This window comes from Shinella zoogloeoides, from assembly GCF_033705735.1.
Classification (GTDB): domain Bacteria; phylum Pseudomonadota; class Alphaproteobacteria; order Rhizobiales; family Rhizobiaceae; genus Shinella; species Shinella zoogloeoides_A.
Map to the genome: position 1 here is coordinate 2,387,843 of NZ_CP131130.1, position 19,183 is coordinate 2,407,025.

17 protein-coding genes are annotated in these 19,183 nt (G+C 65.4%); 12 read left to right on the forward strand and 5 right to left on the reverse strand.

Annotation, left to right across the window (positions count from 1 at the left end; all coding sequences use genetic code 11):
• Nucleotides 1-10 precede the first annotated feature (10 nt).
• Both pyk and ShzoTeo12_RS12015 read right to left on the reverse strand, forming a co-directional pair.
• Complete coding sequence (gene pyk, locus ShzoTeo12_RS12010) at nt 11-1,450, reverse strand: pyruvate kinase (protein WP_119256687.1); 1,440 nt, start codon at nt 1,448-1,450, stop codon at nt 11-13.
• Entirely contained in the window at nt 1,450-1,926 is a 477-nt protein-coding gene (locus ShzoTeo12_RS12015; protein WP_119256797.1) for a DUF1036 domain-containing protein, read from the reverse strand. Before ShzoTeo12_RS12015 ends, pyk begins: the two co-directional genes overlap by 1 nt.
• Nucleotides 1,927-2,120: 194 nt before the next feature.
• On the opposite strand from ShzoTeo12_RS12015, the gene ShzoTeo12_RS12020 reads away from it, so the two are divergent.
• The 3 genes from ShzoTeo12_RS12020 (at nt 2,121) to ShzoTeo12_RS12030 (ending at nt 3,607) form a co-directional block, all read left to right on the forward strand.
• Entirely contained in the window at nt 2,121-2,909 is a 789-nt protein-coding gene (locus tag ShzoTeo12_RS12020) for an N-formylglutamate amidohydrolase (protein ID WP_318909851.1), read from the forward strand.
• A gap of 10 nt (nt 2,910-2,919) precedes the next feature.
• Nucleotides 2,920-3,225 carry a DUF1244 domain-containing protein gene (locus tag ShzoTeo12_RS12025; protein WP_318909852.1) on the forward strand — a complete coding sequence of 102 codons (306 nt, stop codon included), beginning with the start codon at nt 2,920-2,922 and terminating at the stop codon, nt 3,223-3,225.
• 115 nt (nt 3,226-3,340) lie between these two features.
• Complete coding sequence (locus ShzoTeo12_RS12030; protein WP_119256684.1) at nt 3,341-3,607, forward strand: DUF2312 domain-containing protein; 267 nt, start codon at nt 3,341-3,343, stop codon at nt 3,605-3,607.
• Nucleotides 3,608-3,678: 71 nt separating this feature from the next.
• Here the strand turns inward: ShzoTeo12_RS12030 and ShzoTeo12_RS12035 are convergent, their stop codons facing one another.
• The gene (locus tag ShzoTeo12_RS12035) at nt 3,679-5,445 is read right to left on the reverse strand and encodes a DUF882 domain-containing protein (protein ID WP_318912447.1); all 1,767 of its coding nucleotides are present in this window, start codon (nt 5,443-5,445) and stop codon (nt 3,679-3,681) included.
• A gap of 196 nt (nt 5,446-5,641) precedes the next feature.
• The gene (locus ShzoTeo12_RS12040; protein ID WP_318909853.1) at nt 5,642-7,171 is read right to left on the reverse strand and encodes a sigma-54 dependent transcriptional regulator; all 1,530 of its coding nucleotides are present in this window, start codon (nt 7,169-7,171) and stop codon (nt 5,642-5,644) included.
• 165 nt (nt 7,172-7,336) lie between these two features.
• Here ShzoTeo12_RS12040 and ShzoTeo12_RS12045 point away from each other — a divergent pair, with 165 nt between their 5' ends.
• From ShzoTeo12_RS12045 to ShzoTeo12_RS12085, 9 genes are all read left to right on the forward strand, one after another.
• Nucleotides 7,337-9,190 carry a M3 family oligoendopeptidase gene (locus ShzoTeo12_RS12045; protein WP_318909854.1) on the forward strand — a complete coding sequence of 618 codons (1,854 nt, stop codon included), beginning with the start codon at nt 7,337-7,339 and terminating at the stop codon, nt 9,188-9,190.
• Nucleotides 9,191-9,208: 18 nt separating this feature from the next.
• Entirely contained in the window at nt 9,209-10,366 is a 1,158-nt protein-coding gene (locus ShzoTeo12_RS12050) for an aminodeoxychorismate synthase component I (RefSeq protein ID WP_318909855.1), read from the forward strand.
• A complete protein-coding gene (locus tag ShzoTeo12_RS28245) occupies nt 10,315-11,124 on the forward strand; it encodes an aminotransferase class IV family protein (RefSeq protein WP_413251097.1) in 810 nt (269 codons plus the stop codon). The genes ShzoTeo12_RS12050 and ShzoTeo12_RS28245 overlap by 52 nt, the downstream gene beginning before the upstream one ends.
• Before the next feature lie 151 nt (nt 11,125-11,275).
• A complete protein-coding gene (locus ShzoTeo12_RS12060; protein ID WP_318909856.1) occupies nt 11,276-12,727 on the forward strand; it encodes a homospermidine synthase in 1,452 nt (483 codons plus the stop codon).
• Nucleotides 12,728-12,899: 172 nt separating this feature from the next.
• Nucleotides 12,900-13,271 carry an outer membrane lipoprotein Omp10 gene (gene omp10, locus ShzoTeo12_RS12065; RefSeq protein ID WP_119256679.1) on the forward strand — a complete coding sequence of 124 codons (372 nt, stop codon included), beginning with the start codon at nt 12,900-12,902 and terminating at the stop codon, nt 13,269-13,271.
• Between the two features lie 199 nt (nt 13,272-13,470).
• Entirely contained in the window at nt 13,471-15,420 is a 1,950-nt protein-coding gene (locus tag ShzoTeo12_RS12070) for a 5'-nucleotidase C-terminal domain-containing protein (RefSeq protein WP_318909857.1), read from the forward strand.
• A gap of 127 nt (nt 15,421-15,547) precedes the next feature.
• Nucleotides 15,548-16,576, forward strand: a complete 1,029-nt coding sequence (gene hemH / locus ShzoTeo12_RS12075) for a ferrochelatase (RefSeq protein ID WP_318909858.1) — start codon at nt 15,548-15,550, stop codon at nt 16,574-16,576.
• A 98-nt stretch (nt 16,577-16,674) separates the two neighbouring features.
• Nucleotides 16,675-17,697, forward strand: coding sequence for an SPFH domain-containing protein (locus tag ShzoTeo12_RS12080; RefSeq protein ID WP_318909859.1), 1,023 nt, complete (start codon nt 16,675-16,677; stop codon nt 17,695-17,697).
• 2 nt (nt 17,698-17,699) lie between these two features.
• Entirely contained in the window at nt 17,700-18,158 is a 459-nt protein-coding gene (locus tag ShzoTeo12_RS12085; protein WP_119256675.1) for an NfeD family protein, read from the forward strand.
• 5 nt (nt 18,159-18,163) lie between these two features.
• On the opposite strand, the gene ShzoTeo12_RS12090 is transcribed toward ShzoTeo12_RS12085, so the two are convergent.
• Nucleotides 18,164-19,159 carry a KpsF/GutQ family sugar-phosphate isomerase gene (locus tag ShzoTeo12_RS12090; protein WP_413251098.1) on the reverse strand — a complete coding sequence of 332 codons (996 nt, stop codon included), beginning with the start codon at nt 19,157-19,159 and terminating at the stop codon, nt 18,164-18,166.
• Nucleotides 19,160-19,183 lie beyond the last annotated feature (24 nt).

Genomic DNA, 19,183 nt, shown 5'->3' on the forward strand with positions numbered 1-19,183 from the left:
GGAAAGCCCCTCAGACGCCGCTGACGCCGTCCGCGGCGATATAGGCGATGCGCAGCATGTTCGTCGCGCCGGGCGTGCCGAGCGGGACGCCGGCCGAGATGATGATGCGGTCGCCCGGCTTGCCGAACTCCTCGCTGACGACGATGCGGCAGGCGCGGTTCACCATGTCGTCGAGGTCTTCCGCATCGCCCGTGACGACGCAGTGCAGGCCCCAGACGACCGAGAGGCGGCGCGCCGTCTCGATGACCGGCGAGAGCGCCAGCACCGGCACGTCCGGCCGCTCGCGGGCCGTGCGCAGGCCCGTCGCGCCCGACGAGGTGTAACAGACGATGGCCGACAGCTTCAGCGTCTCGGCGATCTGGCGGGCGGCCAGCGAGATGGCATCGGCGCCGGTTGCTTCCGGCGTCGAGCGCTGGGCGTAGATGATGCCGGGATAGTGCGGGTCGCGCTCGACCGTGCTGGCGATGGACGCCATGGTGGAGACGGCCTCGACCGGATAGGCGCCGGACGCCGATTCGGCCGACAGCATGACGGCGTCCGCGCCTTCGAAGACGGCGGTCGCGACGTCGGAGACCTCAGCGCGGGTCGGGACCGGCGCGGAAATCATCGATTCCAGCATCTGCGTGGCGACGACCACCGGCTTGCCGGCACGGCGGCAGGCGCGGATGAGCTGCTTCTGGATGCCGGGAACGGCTTCCAGCGGCATTTCCACGCCGAGGTCGCCACGGGCGACCATCAGGGCGTCGGAAAGCTCGATGATCTCATCGATGCGCTCGACGGCCTGGGGCTTTTCGATCTTCGACATCAGGCCGACGCGGCCGCGCGCGACCTTGCGCACCTCGGCAAGGTCTTCCGGGCGCTGGATGAAGGAGAGCGCCACCCAGTCGACGCTGCCGGTTGCCAGAACGGCGTCGAGGTCGACGCGGTCCTTCTCCGTCAGCGCGCCGACGCCGAGCAGCGTGTCGGGCAGGCTGACGCCCTTGCGGTCGGAGATCTTGGTGCCGGAGACGACCGTGCAGACGATCGACTTGCCATCGGCGCTCTCGGCGCGCAGATGCAGCTTGCCGTCGTCGATCAGCAGGCGATGGCCGGGCTTGACCGCTTCCAGGATTTCCGGATGCGGCAGGAACACGCGGGTATTGTCGCCGGGCACGTCCTTGTTGTCGAGCGTGAAGGTCTGGCCGGGCTTCAGCTCTTCCGAGCCGTTGGCGAACTTGCCGACGCGCAGCTTCGGGCCCTGGAGGTCGGCGAGAATGCCGATCGGGCGGCCGCAGCGGGCCTCCACGGCGCGGATGCGGCTGATCAGCGTGCGCATCACGTCGTGGCTGGCATGGCTCATGTTGATGCGGAACAGGTCTGCTCCCGCCTCGTGCAGCTTCTGGATCATCTGCTCGTCAGACGATGCCGGTCCGAGCGTGGCGAGGATTTTGACTTTTCTGTTCCGTCTCATCAGTTCTGGCTTTCCTGCGTCCCTGGCGTATCGGAAAGCTGTACCATCCAGCTTCCCTGCCGCCCCGTGTCATATTCCTTGAAGCCCATGCGCTGGAAACCGCGGGCAAAGCAGTCCTGCACGCCGGTGATCTTGAACTCGTTCTCGGCCACGCACATGTTGACGTCGCCGGTCCAGCGGCCGCCGCGGGCGGCGTCTTCGGCATAGAGGTAATAGTAGCGCGACTGCAGCTCGCCCTCGATCAGCGTGGCGCAGGTCGTCGCGGGGACCTGCCACCAGCCCTCGGTAATCCAGCCTTCCTTGGCGCGATAACCGATCGCGACGCCGACGAGGTTCTGCGTGCCATTGCAGACGCGGAAATCGGCTCTCGCCTCCTCCGGCACGGACAGCGCGAGGAAACCCGCGAAAAGGAAGAGGCCGGCCTGGAGAAGACCGCTGGCTTTCAGGAAAGTCGGGCGATGGCTATTGGCTCTCACGGCTTCCAATGGAACTCCGTTGATTTGAATATGCGCTTTCTTGCGACGACGGGGCAGGAATGTCAACGCGGCTCTAATCGATTACATCGTCACAAAAAGCGAAGGAATCTTTCCGAAACACCAGGCATTGCAGGTTGCGGGGCGGATCGCCCCATGCGATCACTCGCGCGGCGCGGCAGACGGACGGCAAAAGCATGCAGGACCTCCCCCCTTTCGAGATCATCAACGGCGACCCTGCCCTCGGGCTGGTCATCCTGGCGGACCATGCCACCAACCGCCTGCCCGAACGCTATGGCCGCCTCGGCCTGCCGGAAAGCGCCTTCGAGCGCCACATCGCCTACGATATCGGCGTCGAAGGGGTGGTGCGCGGCCTCAATGCCCGGCTGAACGCGCCGGTGGTCATGAGCCGCTTTTCCCGCCTTCTCATCGATCCCAACCGGGGCGAGGACGACCCGACGCTCGTCATGCGTATCTCCGACGGCGCGATCATTCCAGGCAATCATCCGATCACGCCCGAAGAATGGCAATACCGGCTGGAAACCTTCCACCGCCCCTATCACGATGCCGTGTCCCGCACGATCGCCGCCGTTGCGGACAAGACGGGCAAGGCGCCGCTCGTTCTCTCCATGCATTCTTTCACGCCGGCCTGGAAGGGCATTCCCCGCCCCTGGCAGGTGACAGTGCTGTGGGACAGCGACCCGCGCGCGGTGCGTCCGCTGCTGGCCGAGTTGGAAGCGCCGGGCGACGTCGTCGTCGGCGACAACGAGCCCTATGACGGGGCGCTGCGCGGCGATACCATGTTCCGCCACTGCATGAAGCCCGGCATTGCCCACGCGCTCATCGAGATCCGCCAGGACGAGATCGGCGACGAAGCCGGCATCGCCCGCTGGGTCGACCGGCTGGCGCCGGTCTTCTCGCGCTTGAATGCCGACGAGAGCCTGCACACATACGAGATACACCCGTCCCGCACCGGACCCTATTGAGACAGAGACGATGACCGACCTCAGCAAGGAACAGCAGACCGAATTCGAGGCCGCCGCCTTCCGGCGCCTCGTGCGGCATCTGCGCGAGCGCACCGACGTGCAGAACATCGACCTGATGAACCTTGCCGGTTTCTGCCGCAACTGCCTGTCCAACTGGTACCGCGACGCCGCCAACGAGGCGGGCGTGCCGCTCGACAAGGAAGCCTCCCGCGAGATCGTCTACGGCATGCCCTACGAGGAATGGCGCGCGCGCTACCAGCGCGAGGCGACCGACGCGCAGAAGGCCGCCTTCGAGATCAGCCGTCCGAAGGAATGACGCCTTCGCCGCGCGAAAATCGGCAGGCGGCGCACGATTGGTCTTGATCTTGCCGGAAGTTCGCGGCAAGTCACGGCACCTTCGAATTTCTACCAGCCCATCCAAGGAGAAGACCATGTCGGATGCCCACGGCGTCGCACGCGACCAGCTTCGCGCGTTCATCGAACGCATCGAGCGGCTCGAGGAAGAAAAGAAAACCATCGCCGACGACATCAAGGACGTCTACGGCGAAGCCAAGGGCGTCGGCTTCGACACCAAGATCCTGCGCAAGGTCATCCAGATCCGCAAGCAGGACAAGGACGAGCGCATGGAGCAGGAAGCGATCCTCGACACCTATCTCCAGGCCCTCGGCATGGTCGAGCTGCCGCCGGACGCCGAATAAGCCTCCCGCAAGGCCAATAAAAAACCCGCCGGATCGCTCCGGCGGGTTTTTTATTGGCTATGTCTTGCCGCTCAGTTCTCGGCGCTCTCGAACTTGCGGACTTCCATGAAGTTCACCGCATTGCCGCTGAAGCGGCCGGCGTCGACCGAGTGGCCTTCCGACTGGAAGCCGGCCATGTAGACGGTGGTCGGCGCGGCACGCAGCGTGCGGCTGACGAAGCGCGGTGCCTTGACCGGCTTGGACAGTGTCGCGACACGGCCCTGGGTCAGCGCCCATTGCGACAGGATCTTCTGCGACAGCTTCGGCTCGGTGCGGATCGCACCGCGGCTGGCGGCATCGGCGTCCTTCTTCTTCGGACGGCCGCCCTTGGCCGGCACCTCTTCCGCCGTCTTGGCGTCGAAGGCGTCGGCGCCGGAAAGCGAGCGGGTCGCACCGCCATTCGTCGGCATCAGCGCGGCCATCTCGACCGGCGCATTGTCGCCGCCGCCCGTCGCCGGATCGGCGAGCGCGGCAAGGCCGGAGCGATCGGCAGTCGTCGGCAGGGCGACGTCCGCTTCCGCGGCCGCCATCAGCGCCGTCTGCGTCTTGTCCAGCTCGACCTGCGGGCGCAGGCCCGGCACCGGCACCATGGCCAGCTCCTCGCCGTCCTCGGCCGCCGCTTCGGCGGTCATCACGTCGCCCGGCTGGGCATCGCCGGCCTGGCCGCGCGCGCCGAGCATGACGGGAAGCGGGATCTTGTAGGCGGCGAGGTCTTCGTATTCAGGCGTCTGCTCTTCGGTCGTCGCCGCTTCGAGCGCAGCGACGGCACCGCTCGTCGGCGGCGCGACAAGCGCAAGCTCGCTCGTCTCGGCGGACTTGAAGGCCGGGCGGCTGCCGGGAACGGGCGCGTTGAAGGCAAGCTCCGTCTCCGCTTCGGCCGCGGCGGGCTGCGCCTCCTGCACGGCCTTCGCCGCCGGACGGCCGGAACCGCCCTCGTCGAAGTCGTCGGCGATCGCCGCGCTGCTGGCGATCATTTCGGGTTCTTCATCCTCGTCGCCGCCTCCGCCGAAGAGGTTGGCGAGGAAGCCGCCCTTGCGCTTGGAGGCCGAGGGCTTGGAACCGCCGCCGGCGACCTGGATGGCATCCGAGCCGACGCGGCGCTTGTAGTCCGCGACCGCCTGCTGGTAGCCCGGCAGCGGCTTGCCGTCGGTCGGCACATGCATGGTCTTGCCGTCGGGGAACAGGCTGACGAGCTCCTGGCGGCTCATGCGCGGCCAGGCGCGCACGCCGCCGACGTCGAGATGGACGAAGGGCGAGCCGGAGGTCGGATAGTAGCCGACGCCGCCGACCTGGAATTTCATGGCCGTGGCGCGCAGCGTCGCGAGCTTCACGCCCGGAATGTAGAAGTCCATCGCCTTGCCGAGCATGTGCTGGCTCTTCTTGGCGACACCCTTGGTGCGCGAGCGCAGCATGCCGTTGGTGGCCGGCGAGCGATAGGCGGAGACGACGTTGATGTAACCGGTGGCGCCGACCTTCTGGTAGACTTCCCAGACGAGGTCGAAGAGGCGGGGATCCATCTTCGTCGGCTCGTTGCGGCGCCAGTCGCGCAGGAACTCGTTCAGCTGCTTCAGGCCACGCTGGTCATAGCGGCCGTTGCGCTTGAAGGTGATCTCTGCCTTTTCCTTGGTATGGATGAAATAGAGCTTGAGCGTGCGGCTGCCGCTCTCGGCCTGGACGGTCGCGGGAATGGCGGCGGGCAGGATGAGGGCAGCAGAGAGCACGGCCGTGGTCACGGCCTTGGGCAGCTTTTGCAACACTGTCTTGCAGAGGCTGCCAAGGGTCGTCCCCGGGCGCTTCATCGATGCGAACAAATTTGCCAACTCTTTCCCCGTCCGAAGGACAACGAACGTCCGTTGCCCCAGATGACTGCCAATTGCGGTGAGAGCATGGCAAATCCGCCACACTCGTCATCGCGCACCCGTTATAGTGAACAATCCACTAACAGGGAATAAACGGCAATCGAGAAATCCCAAGTGGCCGGGATTCCAAGGGGTTTTACGCAGCTTCCTTCATCGGATCGTCGGGGTCGATCCCGTAATCCTTCAATTTGCGGTAGAGCGTCGAGCGACCGATGCCCAATTTGCGGGCAACCTGGCTCATCTGGCCATGATAGAATTTCAGGGCGAAGCGGATCAGTTCCTCCTCCACATCGGCCAGCTTGCGCACATGGCCGCCCTTGTCGACGCTCGAGATCGCATTGTCCGGCACGTCGGCATCGGCTGATTCGTTCGGGCGGAAGTCCGGATAGACGCTCGGCAGATGGCTCTCGGCCGACGGCTCCGGCGCGCGGAAGGCCGTCGTGTCCCAGGTCGCGGCGCCGCTTTCGGCAAGGCCGTAGCCCGGCACCTGCGCGGCGATCTGCGGGAAGTCGGAGGCCGTCAGCTCCGCCCCTTCGGAGAGCACCACGGCCCGGAAGATGGCGTTTTCGAGCTGGCGGATATTGCCCGGCCAGTCATAGGCGGTCAGCAGCGCCAGCGCGCCGGCCGAGACGGCGAGCGGGCGGGCGAGCTTCTGCTCCCCGGCGAAGCGCTGCACGAAGGCGCGCACCAGAACCGGGATGTCCTCCTTGCGCCGGCGCAGCGCCGGAATGGTGATCGGGAAGACGTTGAGGCGGTAGTAGAGGTCCTCGCGGAAGCGCCCCTCGCGGACCTCGTTGATGAGGTCGCGGTTGGTCGCCGAGATGAGGCGGACATTGACCTTCTGCGGGAAGCGTGCGCCGATCGTCTCGATCTCGCCCTGCTGCACCGCGCGCAGCAGCTTCACCTGCACTTCGAGCGGCAGGTCGCCGATCTCGTCGAGGAACAGCGTGCCGCCGTCGGCCTCCATGAACTTGCCGGTATGGCGCTCCGTCGCGCCGGTGAAGGCGCCCTTCTCATGGCCGAAGAGGATGCTCTCGACCAGATTGTGCGGAATGGCGCCGCAATTGACGGTGACGAAGGGCTTGTGCGCCCGGTCGCTTCCCGCCTGGATGGCGCGCGCCACCATTTCCTTGCCGACGCCCGACTCGCCTTCCAGCACGACGGGAATGTTGGACTGCGCCGCGCGGCGGCCGAGTTCGATCACACGAAGCATCTCGGAGCTCGCCGAGACGATATCGTCGAACTGCACGGCTTCAGAGCGGCCGCGCCGCCCGGTGCGCCCGCGCCCTTCCCGCTGGTCGACCTTCAGCGCATTGCCGACGGCGACGTTCAGCCGCTCCGGCGAGACCGGCTTGACGACGAAATCGAAGGCGCCGGCGCGCATGGCCGAGACCACCGTCTCGATGCCGCCCTGCCCCGTCTGCACGATCACCGGAATGGTATTCTCGCGCTCGGCGAGCGCATCGAGGAAGGCCGAACCGTTCATTTCGGGCATCATCAGGTCGAGCAGGATCACATTGATCAGACCGCCCTTGCGATCGAGCAGATCGAGGCCCGCGCGGCCGTTTTCCGCCATATGGCAGATATGACCGGAGCGCTCGATCATGTTCTTCAGAAGCCTGCGCTGGACAGGATCGTCATCGATGACAAGAATATGGGCCGTCACTGGAACCTCCTTGCCGAAGGCGCGCGTCATGCACGCCCTGGGGAACTGGATACCAGCGGACCATGGCAGAAAGGGTTGAACATGCCGTTTTGAGAAAGGCTTGCATTTTAACCAACGCCGACGCAAGCAATGAACCCGACCTGCCCATCAGGAAGAGAGATATCGATGACCCGCACTTTCCTTGAACCCCGGATCGATTTCGCGACCGCGGAGGCCGCAGCCGGCGCCGAGCTGGGCGACCTGCCCGGCTGGAACCTTACCGACCTCTACCCCGCGCCGGCCTCGCCCGAATTCAAGGCCGACATGCAGAAGGCCGAGGCGGATTCGCTCGCCTTCGAGGCGAAGTGGAAGGGCAAGCTCGATGCCGCGACGGAAAAGACGGGCGACGAGGGCATCGGCGCGGCCGTGCGCGAATTCGAGGCGTTGGAAGACGTGATGGGCCGCCTGATCTCCTTCGCAGGCCTCACTTATTTCACCAACACGACCGAGCCGGCGAACGGCAAGTTCTACGGCGACGTACAGGCCAAGCTCACCGACCTCGGCGCGCATCTCCTGTTTTTCTCCCTTGAACTCAACAGGATAGAAGACGAGCGCATCGAGGCGGCGCTGACGAAAGACGCCCTTGCCGCGCATTACCGCCCGTGGATCGAGGACCTACGCAAGGACAAGCCCTACCAGCTCGACGACAGGACTGAGCAGCTCTTCCTCGAAAAGTCGATGACCGGCGCTGCCGCCTGGAACCGCCTCTTCGACGAGACCATGGCCTCGCTGCGCTACACGATCGACGGCGAGGAACTGCCGCTGGAAATCGCCCTCAACCAGCTCCAGTCGCCCGACGGCGAGGCGCGCCGCAAGGCTGCCGAAGCGCTGGCCAAAACCTTCAAGGACAATATCCGCACCTTCACGCTGATCACCAACACGCTCGCCAAGGACAAGGAAATCGCCGACCGCTGGCGCGGCTTCGAGGACATCGCCGACAGCCGGCACCTCGCCAACCGCGTCGAGCCTGAGGTCGTCGCCGCCCTCGCGGAAGCCGTGCGCGAAGCGTATCCGCGCCTCTCCCATCGCTATTATGCGATGAAGGCAAAGTGGCTCGGAATGGAGCAGATGGACTATTGGGACCGTAATGCGCCCCTTCCCGAGACATCGGATGCGACCATTCCGTGGAGCGAGGCGCGTGACACCGTACTGTCAGCCTACAGCGCCTTCGCGCCGGAAATGGCGGCCATCGCCAGGGACTTCTTCGACAAGGGCTGGATCGACGCGCCGGTGCGCCTCGGCAAGGCCCCGGGCGCCTTCGCCCATCCGACCGTGCCCTCCGCGCACCCTTACGTGCTCGTCAACTACATGGGCAAGCCGCGCGACGTGATGACGCTCGCCCACGAGCTTGGCCATGGCGTGCACCAGGTTCTGGCCGGCGGCCAGGGCGCGCTGATGGCCTCGACGCCGCTGACGCTTGCCGAGACCGCCTCCGTCTTCGGCGAGATGCTGACCTTCCGCAGCCTGCTCGACAAGACGAAGGACAAGCGCGAGCGCAAGGCCATGCTCGCCCAGAAGGTGGAGGACATGATCAATACGGTCGTGCGCCAGATCGCCTTCTACGAATTCGAGCGCAAGGTGCACACCGCCCGCAAGGAAGGCGAACTCACCAGCGACCAGATCGGTGAACTCTGGCTCTCCGTGCAGGGCGAAAGCCTCGGCCCGGCGATCCGCATTTCCGAGGGCTACGAGACCTACTGGGCCTATATCCCCCACTTCATCCACTCGCCGTTCTACGTCTATGCCTATGCCTTCGGCGACTGCCTGGTGAACTCGCTCTATGCCGTCTACCAACAGGCCGAGACCGGCTTCCAGGCGAAGTATTTCGACCTCCTCAAGGCCGGCGGCACCAAGCATCACACCGAACTCCTCAAGCCCTTCGGCCTCGATGCGAGCGATCCGTCGTTCTGGAGCAAGGGACTGTCGATGATCGAGGGGCTGATCGACGAACTGGAAGCGCTTGATAAGGCGTCATCTTAAAAGAAGCCGGAAGCCCGCATGACAGACCGCGAACGCTTTGTGCTCCTCAGGGACGACCGTGAGGATCGGACGGTGGTTTTCGCCGATCCGCTCGCGGTCGTCACCGTGCGCGAGCGCGCCGGCTTCGAGCCCGCCTTCGCGGCCCTTCAGGCCGCCCATGAAAAAGGCCACTGGATCGCCGGCTTCATGAGCTACGAGGCCGGCCATCTCTTCGAGAAGAAGCTGGCCCCGCTCGCCGAGGAGAACCGCCCGACCCCGCTGATGAGCTTCGGCATCTTCGAAAAGCCGGCGGACGATCACCCGCTTGCAACGCCGCGGCAACGTGTCGAAAACGAACCCTTCCTCACCGATCCCAGAGCCGACTGGGATTTCGGGACCTACCGTGGCCGCTTCGATCGCCTGCACCAGCACCTCCGGCAGGGCGATTGCTACCAGGCAAACCTCACCATGCCGATCCGCGCCCGCTGGAACGGCGACCCGCTCGCCGCCTTCTGGTCGCTGATCGAGCGCCAGCCCGTGCACTACGGCGCCTTCGTCTCGCTGGACGGGCCGAAACTGCTCTCCCGCTCACCGGAACTCTTCTTCGATATAGACAGGGAAGGCTGGATCGAGACGCACCCGATGAAGGGCACCGCGCCGCGTGGGGGCAGCGCGACCGAGGACGAGCGCATCATCGCCGCCATGCAGGCCGATCCGAAATCGCAGGCGGAAAACCGCATGATCGTCGACCTGCTGCGCAACGACATCTCGCGCATCACCGAGGTCGGCACGCTGCACGTCCCGAAACTCTTCGCGGTCGAGACCTACCCGACCGTGCATCAGATGGTGAGCCATGTCCGGGCGAAGCTGACGGCGGGCATCTCCATCCGCGATATCTTCGCCGCCCTCTTCCCCTGCGGCTCGATCACCGGCGCGCCGAAGATGCGCGCCATGGAAATCCTGCACGACCTGGAGGACGGCCCGCGCGACGCCTATTGCGGCGCCATCGGCATGATCGCCCCCGACGGCACCATGCGCTTCAACGTCGCCATCCGCACCATCTCGCTCTTCGAGGACGGCAACGCCGTCTTCAATGTCGGCGGCGGCATCGTCTTCGATTCCACCGCAGAGGCGGAATATGAGGAATGCCTGCTGAAAGCGCGCTTCGCCGTGGGGGACCAATGGATCTCTCGCTGATCGAGACCCTGCGCTGGGAACCCGGCACTGGCTTCGTGCGACTGGAGCGGCACTTGGCGCGGCTGGCGCGGTCGGCGGAGGCGCTCGGATTGCCGGGGGCGGAGAAGGCACGGGACGCCCTGTTCGCTGTGCTACCCCCCTCTGCCCTGCCGGGCATCTCCCCCACGAGGGGGGAGATTGGCAAGAGGCAAGGTCATCTCTCAACCGCGGCCACTGAAATGGGCAAGGCGTCCCCCCATCCAATCTCCCCCCCTGTGGGGGAGATGCCCGGCAGGGCAGAGGGGGGTGCGCCGCAACCGCAACCCCTCCGTATCCGCCTCGAACTCTTCCCCGATGGCCGGATCGACGTGCAGACCGCAGCCTTCACACTCCTTGCGGCGGATGCGGTCTGGCGCGTGAAGCTCGCCACCACCCGCCTCTCCTCCGCCGATCCGCTGCTGCGCCACAAGACATCCCGCCGCGTCCTCTACGCCGCGGCACGCGCCGAATTCCCCACGACCGAGGCCGAGGAAGTCATCCTCCTCAACGAGCGCGGCGAACTCTGCGAGGGCACCATCACCTCGCTGTTCCTCGACGACGGCACCGGCCCGCTGAAGACCCCGCCGCTCGCCTCGGGCCTGCTCGCCGGCGTTCTGCGCGAGGAGCTGCTGGAAACCGGCAGCGCCGTCGAGGCGGTGCTGCGGCCGGAGGACCTTGCCGGCGGCACGATCCTCGTCGGCAATTCGCTGCGCGGCCTGATCCGCTGCGTCCTCGCCTGAGGCGGCGACGGCGGCTTAAGCATATCGCCGCAGAAATACTTGGCCGCCCTTTATTGTGACAGAAATCTGTGCTCTAGCGCTGCCATACTATGCTAAGGGGCCTTGGAGCCCCTGATTTTCAGCGCAAAGCGGCCGTCCGCAGGAGACCCAAATGGCAGACAGCACCTATCCGGTACATGGCGAAATCACCGGCCCGATCGTGATGATCGGTTTCGGCTCCATCGGTCGCGGCACGCTTCCGCTGATCGAGCGCCACTTCAAGTATGACCGGAACCGGCTGATCGTCATCGAGCCGCGCGAAGACGACGCCGACGCCGAGCTCTATGCCCGCCACGGCGTTCGCCACATCAAGGCTCATGTCACCAAGGAAAACTACAAGGATCTCCTGAAGCCGCTCCTCACGGAAGGCGAAGGCCAGGCCTTCTGCGTCAACCTCTCCGTCGATACCGGCTCGGTCGATCTCATCAAGTTCTGCCGCAAGCTCGACGTGCTCTACATCGATACGGTCGTTGAGCCCTGGCTCGGCTTCTATTTCGACAAGGACATGAAGAACGCCGACCGCACGAACTACGCCCTGCGCGAAACCCTGCGCAAGGAAAAGGAAAAGCATCCGGGCGGCACGACCGCCGTTTCGACCTGCGGCGCCAATCCGGGCATGGTTTCCTGGTTCGTCAAGCAGGCGCTGCTGAACCTTGCCAAGGACCTCGAAGTCAAGTTCGAAGAGCCCTCGCAGGACGACCGCGAAGGCTGGGCCAAGCTGATGAAGAAGGTCGGCGTCAAGGGCATTCACATTGCCGAACGCGACACCCAGCGCACCAAGAACCCCAAGCCCTTCAACACCTTCTGGAACACCTGGTCCGTGGAAGGCTTCATCTCGGAAGGCCTGCAGCCGGCCGAACTCGGCTGGGGCACCCATGAGAAGTGGATTCCGAAGAACGCCAAGAAGCAGAAGAAGGGCTGCAAGGCCGCCATCTATCTGGAGCAGCCCGGCGCCAACACGCGCGTGCGCTCCTGGTGCCCGACGCCCGGCCCGCAATATGGCTTCCTCGTCACCCACAACGAATCCATCTCGATCGCCGACTTCTTCACGGTGCGCGACAAGGACGGCGACGTCACCTACCGTCCGACCTGCCACTATGCCTACCATCCCTGCAACGACGCCGTGCTGTCGCTGCACGAGATGTTCGGCAATGGCGGCCACCAGCAGCCGGTGCTGCACGTCCTCGACGAGAATGAGCTGGTCGACGGCGTCGACGAACTCGGCGTGCTGCTCTACGGCCACGACAAGAACGCCTACTGGTACGGCTCGCGCCTGTCGCTGGAAGAGACCCGCCGCATCGCCCCCTACCAGAACGCGACCGGCCTGCAGGTGACCTCCGCCGTGCTCGCCGGCATGGTCTGGGCGCTGGAAAACCCGAAGGCCGGCATCGTCGAGGCCGACGAGGTCGACTACAAGCGCTGCCTCGAAGTGCAGATGCCCTATCTCGGCCCGGTCGAAGGCCACTACACCGACTGGACCCCGCTCGACGGCCGCCCGGGCCTCTTCCCGGAAGATCTCGACACGAAGGATCCGTGGCAGTTCAGGAACGTTCTCGTTCGCTGAACCGGCCCGTAGTTTTCCAAGGAAAGCGCCCGCGGCAATCCCGCGGGCGCTTCGCTTTCAATGGGATAATGCCCGCCGGCCGGGCAGCGCGTCTTGCTTTCGACTTCTCTTCACGGCATGTTCTGGCGAACCGGACGGGTGCTTCGCGCCGCCGAGACTTTGGGAGAACCAGATGAAGCCGATCGCAGCCCTCAGCCTGCTTGCCGCCGCCGCAGCGCTTGCTTCGTGCCAGACGGAACCGGCGCCGCGCAGCCTTCCGGTCGCCCAGCAGCCCATGCAGCAGGGCGTCGAGGGCGCCTGGGTCGATCCGAACGGCATCGTCTCGACCTTCTCGAGCGGCACCTTCACGACGCGCACGACCGACACGAACCAGCTCCTCGCCTCCGGCACCTATATCAAGACCTCGCCGACACTGGTCGAGATCAACATGACCTCGCTGGTGCGCAACACGCAGTCCAAGGTCAATTGCGCGCTGGTCAGTCAGCACCAGCTCAACTGCACCACGGCCGAAGGGGCGCAGTTCTCGCTGGCGCGCCGCACCTGATCCGGCACCTCGCTTCTCAAAAGGGCCGCAAGGCCCTTTTTTCGTTTCGGGCCGGGTAGCCGGCAGGGACCGTCTTTTCACTTGAAGTTGCTTTCGTCCGGTGGAAACATCCGCCGGCCGGCTGTCATGTTTCCGGCCTATCCGGAAGCCGGGCATGCCCTCCGCGCCATCGGGCGCGGCAACCGAGGAGAACAGGACCATGACGCTTATCCGATCCGGCCTTCTGGCCGCCTCCCTCATCGCGCTCTCCAGCGGTGCGGCATTCGCCGATTACGAGCTGAACATCCTGCATATCAACGACCTGCACTCGCGTATCGAGGCGATCAACAAGTTCGATTCGACCTGCTCGGCCGAAGAGGAAGGCAAGGGCGAATGCTTCGGCGGCGTCGCGCGCCTGAAAGCCGCCATCGATGCCGAGCGCCAGAAGCTTTCCGGCAGGAACGTGCTGCTCCTCAATGCCGGCGACAATTTTCAGGGCTCGCTCTTCTACACGACCTACAAGGGCGCGGCGGAAGCCGAGTTTCTCAACCTCATGAAGTTCGACGCCATGACCGTCGGCAACCATGAATTCGACGACAGCGAGGACGGCCTTGCCACCTTCCTCGACAAGGTCCAGTTCCCCGTCGTCACCGCCAATGTCGCGGCCGGCGCCAGCTCCAAGATCGGCGACCGCATCAAGCCCTTCATCGTCATCGAGCAGGGCGGCCAGAAGATCGGCATCGTCGGCGCGGTCGCCAACGACACCGAGGAACTCTCGTCCCCCGGTCCGAACGTGCTGATCGGCAACGATGTCGCCGACATCACCGCCGCCGTCGCCGAGTTGAAGAAGGAGGGCGTCGACAAGATCGTCGCGCTCACCCATGTCGGCTATCCGCGCGACCTCGCCGCCATCGCCAAGATCCCGGATGTCGACGTCGTGGTCGGCGGCCACTCCCACAGCTTCCTTTCCAGCACGTCGGACAAGGCGGAAGGCCCCTATCCGACGATGGTCGACAATCCCGGCGGCTACAAGGTGCCCGTCGTGCAGGCCGGCGCCTATTCGAAATATCTCGGCAACCTGAAGGTCGTCTTCGACGATGCCGGCGTGGTGAAGGAAGCGACCGGCGCGCCGATCACCATCGATTCCTCCATCAAGCCCGACGAGGCCGTCCTTGCCCGCATCAAGGAACTGTCCGGCCCCATCGACGAGCTGAAGAACAAGATCGTCGCGGAAACCGCCGAGCCGATCGACGGCTCGCGCGAAACCTGCCGCGCCGCCGAATGCGCCATGGGCAACCTCGTGGCCGACGCCATCCTCGACCGCACGAAGAACCAGGGGATGACCGTCGCCATCACCAATGGCGGGGGGCTGCGTTCCTCCATCGATGCCGGGCCGGTCTCCATGGGCGAGGTGCTCTCGGTGCTGCCCTTCCAGAACACCGTCGCGACCTTCCAGCTCAAGGGCGCCGACCTCGTCGCCGCGCTCGAAAACGGCCTCAGCCAGATCGAGGAAGGCGCGGGCCGCTTCCCGCAGGTCTCCGGCCTGAAATACGCCTTCGACAAGTCGAAGCCGGCCGGCAGCCGTGTCGTCTCGGTAGAGGTGAAGGAGGGCGATGCCTTCGCGCCGCTCGATCCGGGCAAGACCTACGGCGTCGCCTCCAACAACTATTTGCGTGCCGGCGGCGACGGCTATGCCATCTTCGCGAAGGCCGCCGTGAATCCCTATGACTTCGGCCCGAACCTGGAACTGGTGGTCGCCGACTACCTCTCCGCCCACCGCCCCTACAAGCCATACACCGACGGCCGCATCACCGAGGCCGCCGCCACCGGCATGGCGGAAGGCGCAACCGGAGCCGAGACGAAGCCGGCCACCGATGGCGAGACGGCAACGCCCGCCGATAGCAGCACGACCGCGACGGAAGGCGCGGCGACGACCGGCAATACCGGGTCCGGCACCACAACGACGGGATCGGAAGCAGCCGCCACGACGGCCGAAGGCAGCGTCGCAGCAGGCGGCAGGCACGTCATCGCACGCGGCGACACGCTCTGGGATCTAGCCAAGGCCGCTTATGGCGATGGCACGCTGTGGCGCAGGATCGCCGAAGCCAACGATAATCCGCGTCCGCGCGCGCTCCATATCGGCAGGGAGCTCTCGATTCCCGCCAAATAAGGACAATTTGTCTCCACTTTTTCCGCCGGTCCGGGCTTTCCCGGGCCGGCATTTCTTTTTAGAACCGTTCTGAACGAACCGGCCTTCGCCGCGCATGAGAACGACACCAGCACGCACAGGATCCACGATGGACATCGCCGCCAAGCCCGCCAACCATCCGACCGTCAAGCATGGCAAGGTCGGCGTGCTGCTCGTCAATCTCGGCACGCCGGACGGCACCGACTACACCTCGATGAGGCGCTACCTGAAGGAGTTCCTGACCGACAAGCGCGTCATCGAATGGCCGAGGATCGCCTGGTATCCCATCCTCTTCGGCATCGTGCTCAACACGCGCCCCGGCAAGGTCGGCAAGGCTTATGAGACGATCTGGAACAAGGAACGGAACGAGAGCTTCCTGCGCACCTATACCCGCAGCCAGGCCGAGCTGATGGCGAAGTCGCTCGCCGAGCACCCGAATGTCGTCGTCGACTGGGCGATGCGCTACGGTCAGCCCTCCATCGCCTCGCGCATGGAATATCTTCAGAAGGAAGGATGCGAGCGCATCCTCGTCTTCCCGCTCTATCCGCAATATGCGGCGGCGACGACGGCGACCGTCAACGACAAGGCCTTCGAGACCTTGCTGAAGATGCGCTGGCAGCCGGCGCTGCGCACCGTGCCGCCCTATCACGACGATCCCGCCTATATCGACGCCCTCGCCGTCTCCATCGAAAAGCACATCGCCGGCCTCGACTGGGAGCCGGAGCGGGTGCTCGCCTCCTTCCACGGCATTCCGAAAAGCTATTTCGAGAAGGGCGACCCTTATTACTGCCAGTGCCAGAAGACCGCGCGGCTGCTGCGCGAACGCCTCGGCTGGTCGGCGGAGAAGCTGGTCCTCACCTTCCAGTCCCGCTTCGGCCCGGAGGAATGGCTCCAGCCCTATACGGACAAGACCGTCGAGAAGCTGGCCGAGGAGGGCATCAAGCGCATCGCCGTCTTCAATCCGGGCTTCGTTTCCGACTGCCTCGAGACGCTGGAGGAGATCGCCGAGCAGGCCGCCGAGAGCTTCCTGCACAATGGCGGCGAGAAGTTCTCGCACATCCCTTGCCTGAACGATTCCCCGGAAGGCATGGCCGTTCTGGAAAAGGTGGTGCGCCGGGAGCTTTCCGGCTGGGTCTGAGTGCGATAATTCCTCTTCCCGCCCAAATAGACTGGTGTCGCGGAACGTATACCGTAGAGTGGCACCGCGCCGCACCGTCTTTCGTGGAGTAGAAGAACATGCCGTTTGCCGGACTGGATATCGTCGTCGTCGCCCTCGTGGTCCTGGTCATCCTGATCCTCTTTGCCGGGATCAAGACCGTCCCCCAGGGCTACCAGTACACGGTGGAGCGTTTCGGCCGCTATACGCGCACGCTGCAGCCCGGCCTCAACCTGATCGTCCCCTTCATCGACCGTATCGGCTCGAAGATGAACGTCATGGAACAGGTGCTCGACATTCCGACGCAGGAGGTCATCACCCGCGACAATGCCAGCGTCTCCGCCGATGCCGTCGCCTTCTACCAGATCCTGAACCCGGCCCAGGCGGCCTATCAGGTCGCCCATCTCGAGCACGCCATCATCAATCTGACCATGACCAACATCCGCTCGGTCATGGGCTCGATGGATCTCGACGAGCTGCTCTCCAACCGCGACAAGATCAATGACCAGCTGCTGCGCGTCGTCGACGAGGCGGCCAATCCCTGGGGCGTGAAGATCACCCGCGTCGAGATCAAGGACATCGCCCCGCCGAAGGACCTCGTCGACGCCATGGCGCGCCAGATGAAGGCCGAGCGCGAAAAGCGCGCGCAGGTGCTGGAGGCCGAAGGCTCGCGCAATGCGCAGATCCTGCGCGCCGAAGGCGCCAAGCAGTCCGCCATTCTCGAGGCCGAGGGCCTGCGCGAAGCCGCCTTCCGCGATGCCGAGGCCCGCGAGCGCCTCGCCGAGGCCGAGGCCAAGGCGACGAAGATGGTCTCCGAGGCCATCGCGGCCGGCAACGTGCAGGCGATCAACTACTTCGTCGCACAGAAATACACCGAGGCCATGGCCGCGATCGGCAAGGCGCCCAATTCAAAGATCGTGCTGATGCCGATGGAGGCCTCCTCGCTGGTCGGCTCGCTCGGCGGCATCGGCGCCATCGCAAAGGAAGTGTTCGGCGACGGCCCGGCCCCGGCGGCCGGTGCCCAGCGCGCGCGCCAGTCCACGCCGGCAACCACCGGCACGGGCTCCTTCCGTAATCCGTTCGACACGCCGCAGGGAACGTGAGCATGATCCAGGGCATCATCGGCGAACTCGGGCCCTGGGCCTGGTGGGTGCTGGGGATCGTTCTTCTGATCCTCGAAGTGCTGCTGCCCGGTGTCTTCCTGGTCTGGATCGGCATCGCGGCCATCGTCACCGGCGTCCTCTCCCTCGCCCTGTGGGGCGAGGCCCTCTGGTCCTGGCATGTGCAATGGCTGGTCTTCGCCGTGCTGTCGCTCGTCTCGGCCCTGATCGGCCGGCGCATCGTCAGCAGAAGCGGAGAGGCCAGCGACCAGCCGCATCTCAACCAGCGGGGCCAGAGCCTTATCGGCCGCACGGCGACGCTGGAGCAGCCGATCACCGAGGGCCGCGGCCGCATCCGGCTCGACGATACGATGTGGAGCGTCCAGGGGCCGGATCTGCCGGTCGGCGCACGCGTGCGCGTCACGGCCAGCAACGGCCGCGACCTCACGGTCGAGCCCGTCTGAGGTCCTTAAGCGGCGCCGATCCTGAGCAGGTCGTGGAAATGCACGATGCCGACGGGGCGGAAGGCCTCGTCGGTGACGATCAGCGCGGAAATGTTGTGCTGGTTGAGAAGGCCGAGCGCGGCCGTCGCGAGCGTCGCCGGCTTCACGGTCTTGGGGCTGCGCGTCATCACCTCGTCGACGGTGAGCTCGGAGAGATTGCGCGACAGGTTGCGCGCGATATCGCCGTCGGTGACGATGCCGACCAGCGTCCCCTCCCCGTCGATCACGCCGACGCAGCCGTAGCGCTTCTGCGCCAGCATGTGCACCGCATCCGGCATCGAGGTGCCGAGCGCGACGAGCGGCATGTTCTCGCCGCTGTGCATGATGTCGCCGACATGGGAAAGGCTCGCCCCGAGCTTGCCGCCGGGATGGAAGGTCTTGAAATCCGTCGCCGTGAAGCCGCGCGCCTCCAGCAGCGCGACGGCGATGGCATCGCCCAGCGCAAGCTGCATCAGCGTCGAGGTCGTCGGCGCCAGCCCATGCGGACAGGCCTCCTGCACCTTCGGCAGCAGGAGCACGATATCGGCCGCCCGCGCCAGCGCCGACCGCTCGCCGGAGGTCATCGCGATCAGCGGAATGGCGAAGCGACGGGAATAGGAAACGATGCCCTGCAGCTCGGCGGTCTCGCCGCTCCAGGACAGCGCCAGGATCACGTCGTCGCGACCGATCATGCCGAGATCGCCATGGTTGGCTTCGACGGGATGGACGAAGAAGGACGGCGTGCCGGTCGAGGCGAGCGTCGCGGCGAGCTTCGCGCCGATATGGCCGGATTTGCCGATGCCGGTGACGATCAGCCGCCCGGCGATGCCGCCGATGAGCCCGACCGCCTCGCGAAAGACGTCGTGCAGTTCGCCTTCCAGCACCGCGGAAAGGGCGACGAGCCCCGCCTTCTCCGTCTCGATCGTCCGGATCGCGGAGGAAATGGCGCCCTCGACGTCAACTTTTGCCTGTCTTGTGATCATGCCCCTCGTTAGCGTTTTTGCCCG